2 protein-coding genes and 1 pseudogene are annotated in these 9416 nt (G+C 33.9%); all 3 read right to left on the bottom strand.

The window, feature by feature from the left end:
• A pseudogene (locus tag ACKTTC_RS01485) lies at nucleotides 1–5232 on the bottom strand (hypothetical protein); the annotation flags it as partial.
• Nucleotides 5233–5312: 80 nt separating this feature from the next.
• Nucleotides 5313–7181 carry a PorP/SprF family type IX secretion system membrane protein gene (locus ACKTTC_RS01480; protein WP_408037612.1) on the bottom strand — a complete coding sequence of 623 codons (1869 nt, stop codon included), beginning with the start codon at nucleotides 7179–7181 and terminating at the stop codon, nucleotides 5313–5315.
• Between the two features lie 6 nt (nucleotides 7182–7187).
• On the bottom strand, nucleotides 7188–9407 hold the full coding sequence (locus ACKTTC_RS01475; protein WP_408037610.1) for a T9SS type B sorting domain-containing protein: 2220 nt from the start codon (nucleotides 9405–9407) through the stop codon (nucleotides 7188–7190).
• Between the last annotated feature and the right edge of the window lie 9 nt (nucleotides 9408–9416).

Here is a 9416-nt window from a genome sequence, read left to right as displayed (position 1 = left end):
ATAAGTCCCTATTGCTCCTCCACTTGCTGTAATCGTTACACTTCCATCTCCACATGAAGTTACAGGTGTAGTAGCAACTGTAGCTGTTAATGTTGAATTAATTGTATGATTAGAAACAGGTGATACACATCCTAAACCATCACGAACTAATACCTCATAGTCTCCTGGTGTTAAACCTGTAAAAGTATAACTTGTTGCTGTTGTTGGTGTTGGTACTTGCCATGTAGCTCCATTATCGATACTAAAATTATAATCTCCTGAACCTGAATTAGCTGTAACTGTAATCTGTCCGTTAGTACCATCATAACAACTTGTCTCAACAGCTGTATGAGTAACTGCAATAGGAGGATCTACTACTATAGTAAATGGAGTACATCCTACTTTATTAACAGTCATACTTACATTATCTATAAAGTTACCTACAGAAATACTACCACCTGTTGTTGAAACTGCTTCAAAAGCAACAATTGTTGTAGTTTGACCTGCTGGTACTGTATAAGTCCCTGAGTAAGATCCCCAAGAAGTACTTCCATCTGTCATTCTTTGCACTGTAGTAGCTGATGCTAAACTTCCTCCAATTCTTACATCTGCTACGTCTGTACCTAATCTTCCTCTATGATCTACAGACCAATTAATAATATCTCCTTCAATTGTACAAAACTCTTGGTATAATGTAGAAGCTTCTCTTGCATTTAATTCAGCAAATTGAGTCCCTTCCGAAGCAGGCACTCCTCTAAAGTTATTTGACCAAATTTCTATTGTATTATCAGAAGCTGTAGTCTCCCAACCTGGTATACTATTTTCATTTAACAATCTAAATTGTGTTATACCACTTCCAGGACTTTCAAATCCACCATTCACAAAAGGATCTGTTGCACAACCACATTCTGTACAGTTGTTTGCGTCTCTAATACTAACTGTATAAGTACCTGGTGCCAGGTTAGCAAATACTGTAGAACTTTGCCAACTTAATCCATTATCTATACTATATTCATATGGTGGAATTCCTCCTGCCCCTACAACTGTTAATGTAGCATTTCCTCCTGAACAGCTAGCTACTGTTGTTACTGTACCAGTTACTGTTAACGGAGCTGGTTCATTAATTGTTACATTTCCTAAATCTACATCACAAATAATAGTTCCTGATGTTTCTCTAATAAACACACTGTAAGTTCCAGCTGCTAATCCAGGAACTCTATATGGATTATCTGCAGTTTCATTCCATGTAGCACCTCCATCGGTAGAAACTTCATAAGTACTACCTATTAAGTTTGATGCAGAAACTGTAATTGTTCCATCACCAGATTCATTACATGTAGAATCTGTACTACTAACAATAGTTCCTGTAAATTGTTGATTTGGATTTATAGTTACAATTACATCGGTAGTACATGAACTACCATAATCTATTGTAATTGTATGACTTCCTACTGGTAAGCTATTAAATACATTTGAACTTTGTGTTGTTCCTCCTAGTGTATATGTATATGTAGCATTAGTTGGTGTAATCGTAGCATTTCCTGTACCATCACAATTATAAACAACATTATGACTAAAAGTAGGTTCTGTTGGTAATGGTGGAATTACAATATTTGATAAATTTAATTGACAATTATTTGCATCGCGGATACTTAATACATAAGTACCAGCTGTTAAATTGTTATAAACTAAATTTGTAGAATAAACTCCATTTACACCATAAGTATATGGACCTGTACCTCCAGTTGCTGGATCAAATGTAATTTGACCATTTTGTAAGCAAGTATAGTTTTGGGTTAAGTTTGCATCACCGTTTAAAGAGGTAGGGTTTGTAATATCAATTGGTCCTACTGTATAATCACAAGAAAAACCGTTTTTAGTTGCTCGAATATTTATTGTATAACTTCCTGGAGATAAATTAGTAAAACTATTTGTTAAACCAAACGTTGCCCCTCCATTTATACTATACTCTAAAGTATATCCTAATAATCCTGGTGGAGTTACCGTATTAATGGTAATATTTCCGTCAGTATCTCCGGCACAACTTGGATTATTAACTGTACTTGAAAATTGTAAAGCATCTTCTAAAGAAACTGTTACTGGCGCCGAAATTTGAGTACAGTTATTTGCATCTACTATAATGAACTCATAAGTTCCTTCTTGACCATTTGTAACTGTAAAATTTGTATTCGTGAAAAATGCTCCTGAAGGTATATCACTAACATTTGTATATGATATAGGAGTACCAGTACCTGTATATGACCAAACTGCATAAGTATATCCAGCTCCTGGTGTTCCTCCACTTCCCGATAAAGTAATTTGACCATCAGTACAGTCTATATCTTTGGTGTTTACAGCTGTTATATTTAATTCTGGAGGAACTGTAAATGCTGGTGTATCCTGAGTAAAACTACATTCTGCTGTAGTAACTTCAACAGTATAAACTCCTGCTCCTGTTACTGGGAAATCGCGTGAAGTGTCTGAAGTTGGTCCAAAACTACTAACTAAAAGACCTCCGTTTAATATTCTATAATTAAATGGTCCAGGTATACTACTGTTTATTTGGACATTGATATTACCTGCATCTCCAAAACATAATATAGGACTTGTGGTAATATCTACATCAATATCATTAGAACTAACTGAATACCCTGGATAAGGATACACACATGAAGTAGCGTCATTCTTTATATATATATCATAATTTCCTGCTGTTGTAATAGGAAATGTATTCGAACTTTGATAGGATGAATCTGGTGGTGTTGGACCGCCTGCAGTTACAATTGCATATTCATAACCAGAAGGAACATTATTAATTGTAATACTTCCGTTATTTCCACATAAAATATCTTCTGTAACAATTGTTGGGTTAACCGTTGCTTTGAATACATTGAAATAATAGCGTTCAAAACAACCTCCTGATTCTGTAACTTCTAAACGATATTGACCAGCATCAGAAAAGCTACGAGTAGTAGCGTTAACATCAGTTGCAACATCTTCCCAACATGAATTTGTTTGATTTGCACAATCTGGATTTGGGTTTGGGGTACAACTAGCACTTAATTGTTGCCAACGAACTGTTGTTGGTGCACCTACTCCTGTTACTATTTCTCTAAAATCAGAGTCTCCACATAAATAAATCTCTACTAATTGAGAACCATCGTCTGGACAAGTACGAACATTATCAGCGAATGTTAATAATGGATTTGGTCCAGCTCCAAATGGTCCAACTACGAATGTTTCTGTAAACGGTACACAGGCTGCTGGAGTTCCTGCTGGATTTACCTTTGTAACTGTATACGTACCAACTGCTGTTGCTGTATATGTTTGATTTGTACCAACTACTGTACCTGAAGCATCAGTCCATTCATAAGAACCAAAACCAGCTCCTGCTGTTAAATCAACCGTGCTACCACACAATGCTACATTTTGAGAAAAACCATTACAAACTCCTGTATCTGCTAAGAAATTTGTAGAACCTGCTATACCAAAATTACAAGCATCAATTCCTGAAACACTAGGTTCATTATTTACACTTACACCACCTGCAATACCGTCATATCTAGCAAAAGCTTGATTTTCTACAACATTAGAACATACGTCTCTAAGCTCAGTACAATCTGAAACTACTTGTACATGGAATCTAATATTATGAACAGCACCACCTTCTGCAACTAAACTATCATCTACTTCAAAAGTTAACTCTCCTCTAAAACCATTACCTACTGCTGGTGGATCATAATTTGTTAATGTAACACCTGTAGGTACAACTACATCTGCAGGAACTAAATCTACATTCCTTGGTAAGCGGTCTGTAATAATAGTATTGGTAGCATCATCCGTTCCAATATTTTGAAAACTAACATTATACCATAAATCAGCTCCTAATGCAACTGTTGCTCCTCCAAGATCATTCCCTGCACCATCATCTATACTTTTTACTAGTTGAATATCAGGCTCAATTATTTCAATAGCCATTGCTATTAAGAAAGGCCAGTATACATCTCCTCCTGTTGTGAATCTTGCATTTAAACTCGTTTGATTATTTTGAATAACTGAGTTTGACGGGTTACTTAAATCAAAAAGATCTACATCAAAACCTAATGTATTCTCACTATCAGGAGTTCTTGTAGTTACAAAATTATCATATTGAGTAATACTACTATTAAAAAAGTTATTTACTGGATTTCTATTTGGGGTTGAAAGGTTATTATATGTACCAGAAGCATCTTCTACTTGTAAATTATCTCCTGTAATATAATTATCTCCTTCTAATGTAGCTGTTAATAATTGTGTTCTTACAGGTCCAGTAGGAATTGTAGTAAATCCTGAGAAATTAATATCTGTACTATTCGATCCATCAATTGTTGAGAATCCATCGAAAATAGAGATATTTTTACTCGATTCAGTTGAATTTTCATAAATAACAACCATTACCCAACCACCTGAACCTCCTAGTCCATTGAATCGGTCCCATCCTCTAGTTGCTCTAATATTAGCAGCATAATAATCTCCATTAGGATTTGATAAACCTTGTACAGAAGTTGTTACATCTTTATAACATACGTATGGTCTTTGTGTAGCAATACCATTATCATAAATTACTTCATCTGCTGTTATATCTTGATAATTTTGTCCTGGTAATCTAAATTTAATATCTCTATAATCACCTGGTCTTGCCCCTTGTCCTTCCCATGTTTCATAAGGAAAAACTCCTGCCCAATATAATCCTGCATGGATTACTCTTGAACAAGCTGGTAAATTTAATGTCGACTTTGAAGAAGAAAATGTAGTAGAACTCCCCGAAATTCCGTCTGCATCATCTATATCAATATAATCCATATAAAAGTTACCATTATTGATAACAAAATATTGATTAAAAGAACCATTAAAGATCCTAATTGCTAGATCTGAATCATAAGGATCATTAGGACCTAAATCCGTAGTTAATTGAGCACCTACTGCTCCTGTAGCTGGATTAGTAAAGTTGAAGTCAAAACTGGATAAACCTGTATCTCTATTTAAAATATTATTACCAACAAAAGTAATATTACCTTGTACATTAATACCTCCTGTGTTTAACCTTTGCGTAAAAGGCACATCAGGTTTCCTCTTTGCCATTAATTCAGCTGGAGGAACTTCGTTTAATAGTTTTTTATTACTCGTAGCCTTATCAAAAGAGGGACTAGTTTGTGAAAACCCTAAGGCTGTGCTTATTAAAAGCACAATTATAAAGAGTATTTTTTTATTCATTTTTGGGGATTTGAATATTAAATATAACTTTTTTAATAAAATATGAAAAGAATTTTAGATTACCAAAGTATTTAGTTTGATTATTTAATCTGTATTATATTCTTTCTATCATAATATGATCCATTTAAATTATTGTTATATAACTTAATTATTTCTGCTCTATCATTAGTTTTATATAAATATACATATCTATATCCAGTTTCTGGATGGATAAAGAAATCAGCATTTATATTATCGTTTTGTAATTCATCTAAAAATTTATCTGCATAAGGTTTTTTAGAAAACACATTTGCTACTAAATAGTAGCCTTCTTCAAGGTTACCCATCTTTTTCATTCTTCTTACTCTTGCAGGTCCTTGTGTTTTTGGCTCTCTATAGGTTTCTCCTTCTGGTCCTAATGTAATTTTCATAATATATACATTATCCTTAGAACCATTGTCCTTCTTAACATCTAATCCACTATCATCATCACCATCATCTTCAAAACCTTTTTTAGCTCCATTCATTTCTGCTTTTAATTCTTCTGCATCTTCTTCTTTGGCATACCTATCAATATATACTACATAAACATCATATTTAGGATCTTTTACATACCTTGCTTTATACTTTTTATTTTTGCTTTTCTTATTATAATTTTTAACCTCAGCTTTTGCTTTTTGAAGGCTCTTATATTGCTCTATAGCCACATAATACATGGTACCTCCACCACCTCTTTGTACAATACTTTGCTCTCTCCAAGGCGCATCATTACTTCTTCTTAAAGATTGATCTCTACCTTCTTTTGGCGTAGCATTATTAACTGGTGGCTGCGTTTCACGAATAATTTCAACTCTTTCTGGCTGGTTTTTAACAATTCTTAATAATTCGTCTACTTTTTTATGTAGCGTATTTATAGAGTCTTGTGCAATTTGTAGCTCGTCTGATAAATCATTGTGTTCAGGATCTTCATAAACTCCCTCTGTAGGATCAATTGGATCTGGTGTATCTTCAGGTAAAATTATATCAACTTTTGGAGTTGGTCTTCCATACCCACTTCTTCTAGCTCTCTTTTTATCAAATCTATAGATCAACCCTACTTCATTTGTACCTCCTAAGTTTTGTTGTTTTTCATACGAAAACCCAATTGCTAATCTCTCATTTAAATTCACACCTATACCTGCATTTAAGCCAAAAACTTTATCGTATCCTACTTTTACCCATCCTGCTTTTGGTAAATCTAATAAGACATTTCCAGCATACGAGAAATCTTCTTTAAATTTTCTCGCAATACCTAAACCTCTAACAGACATATTTTGTAATAATCCGCCAGAGTTTTTAAATCTATATGTATAAGCTGCGTGAGCAGAAATTGTTTTATCACCAAATTCAGTAACAAATTCACTAGACTTTAAATTAAAATCACCTAAGTTCTCTAAAAACAAACCTACATCTAGATCTCCGAAAGACACTGTAGCAGCCGGTTGAAAAACAACTACTGGCTTATCTTGATAATTATTTATTAGTGGATCTGCTCCATTAGAAAGAACTCTTGGATTATCTAAACTTCTTCTGCTGTAGAAAAAATTAAATCCAAATGTTAATTTGTTTTTAGCTCCTAATTTTAATTGGTATGCGTAGTTTGCTACTGCTCCAAAATCTTTAAAAACCCCTATTTCTTGTTGAAACACAGCTATACCTGCTCCAACGTTAGACTTCATCTTTCCTGAGTAGCTTACAATATGTAAACGAGAAGCGTCTTGAAATTCAATATTAGAACTTCTAGTAATAGCTTCTAAAGTTGCTGTTTTTCGGTGAAGTAAAGAAAAGGTTGGTACTGTCATGAAGTTATTAAACTTCATAAAGCTTCTAGATGAAAAACCATTATATTCATCTTCACTAATACTTACCTGAGATAAGGATGTGAAATAAAATAATGACAATACTATAAATAAAGTAATTTTCTTTACCATATAAGATTATTGTAATATAGAAATAGTTCCCGCTTTAACTAAGCTATTATCTTTAATAACTTTAAAATAGAATAACATTCCATCTCTCAAATTATTGTTTACCGGCCAATCATTTTGGTAATCTGTTGTATTTAATACTTCTTTCCCCGCTGAATTAAATATAATCACCTGAACGTTGGTTTGGAATGCAAACCTATTTGGCAATTCCCAAGTATCGTTTACACCATCTCCATTAAATGGTGAAATAATATTAGGAATAATAAGCATTCCGTCATCTTCAATTACATTGACTTCTCTTTGTGCTGTACATCCGCCAACAGTTCCAATTACTGTATATGTACCTAATGCATTTACATCTAACGTTTCGTTAGTTGACAATAAGTTTCCTGCTTCATCATACCATTCATATGAATCTGCTCCACTTGCTTCTAATGTTACACTTCCACCTGTAGGTAATACAGCATTGGTAGAAGGACTAACTTCTAATACTGTATCGTCAAACTCAACAATCTCTACTTCTGCTACATTGATCTGACACCCAAACCCATCTAAAGTCACACTATAACTTCCTACTTCTGTAACTTCAACATTAAATGAATCTGCTACTGTTATTTCGGTTCCGTCTTTAAACCAAGTATATGTATACCCTGCAAAATTACCTATACTCAGAAAAATAGATTCTCCAGGACACAAAGAATTAGAAGAAGATGAAGAAGTTATTTCTATCTCTCCAACCCCCAATAACAAATTAATAATATTTGAATCCGCAGTAAGTGTACCTACTGTAATATTTAAATAGTATTCACCATTATCGTTATATGATGTTACATTAAACGTTTTCGCTTCTGCTCCTGCTATTGCTACTGTATCTTTAAACCATTGCAATCTTAAAATAATAGCACCTCCTGCATCTGGCTGACAAAGTTTATCTATTTTATCCTGTGAAATATCATATTCATTTCCATCTGTAGCCGTAACTCGAATACCAACCATCGAAAGCTCAGTTCTTTCAGAAACACATTCTTGAAAATCTGTACCTGTTCTTATAGTGACAGCCATATCGTTTACTCCTAGAATTGTATATTCTGGAGACAATTTAGATACTGGACAAGCCCCTGTCGTTTCTGTTACTTCAGCTTGATAAACTCCTGGAGTTACTGCATTTATTGGTGTCCCAGAAACTCCTGGAATAAGCACACCATCTTTAAACCATCTAATAGAAACACTACCTGTAGCATTATGATCTACACCTAACTGTATTGTTTCACCTGGAAATATAATTTGTGTAGGATCACTTGTTAGAGTTACTTCAAATGTAGTATCTGATTTTTGACGTACTGTAACATCTTGCGATCTACTTGAACATCCTCCTACCTCTATTTCTAAATGATACACACCAAACTGATTACTTGTTGGTGTTGTGTAACTTGGAGAATATGGTGGTAACCCTGTAATCTCCACTCCATCTTTAAACCATCTATAAGTAAAAGCTGGATCATCTATACTGGCTACTAACTCATAAGATTCATTTGCACAAATATCTACAGTATCTCCTCCTTCTATTGTTAAATTACCTGGGGTGATACTACTAACATTAACTCTATTTGATAATACTGCATCTCTACAGCTACCATAATTAATTTCTGCATAATACTCACCTGGTTGCGAAACTGTTAGAGAAAGCCCTGTTTGCCCTGATATTAATGTATTATTTCGATACCATCTATATGTAAAACTAGGATCAATTTCATTTAATGTAATTGTTTCTGGAGTTCCTCCACATAAAACAACATCATTAAAATCATTTAGTATTAACTGTTGAGAAGTAATTTTATAAGCTTCAAAAGGTCCAAATTCTGGACCAGTCATAACTGGATTTGTAGATTCTATTCTAAGCCTATAACCTGTACCATAAGTTCCATCTGGAACTCTAAAACTTCCTGTAACATCAAAAAAGGCTGTATTGAAAGAATTATCTGTCGCTCCAACTTCAGTAGAATTATTAAAATCTCCTGTTTCATCAGACATTACAATTCTAAATCTATTATCAGCTTGAAATATTCCTCCCGAAAAATTAAATGTAACGTGAAAATTATTGAACCCATCTGTAGCACATAAGGAAGTCCACTCATCTACTAATCCTCCTGCTGTTGGTCTTCCCGTTCGTATAGGCTCTAAAGTTTGCGCGTAAGAAAACAGGCTAAACATCATTAATGTTAGCCACAAAGCAAATTT

Source organism: Tenacibaculum amylolyticum, from assembly GCF_964511145.1.
In the GTDB taxonomy this organism is placed as follows: domain Bacteria; phylum Bacteroidota; class Bacteroidia; order Flavobacteriales; family Flavobacteriaceae; genus Polaribacter; species Polaribacter amylolyticum.
This window is presented reverse-complemented; position numbering and strand designations above follow the sequence as displayed.

Coding starts and splice junctions, on each gene's coding strand:
- ACKTTC_RS01480 (WP_408037612.1), bottom strand. CDS start 7,181: ATGGTAAAGAAAATTACTTTATTTATAGTATTGTCATTATTTTATTTC.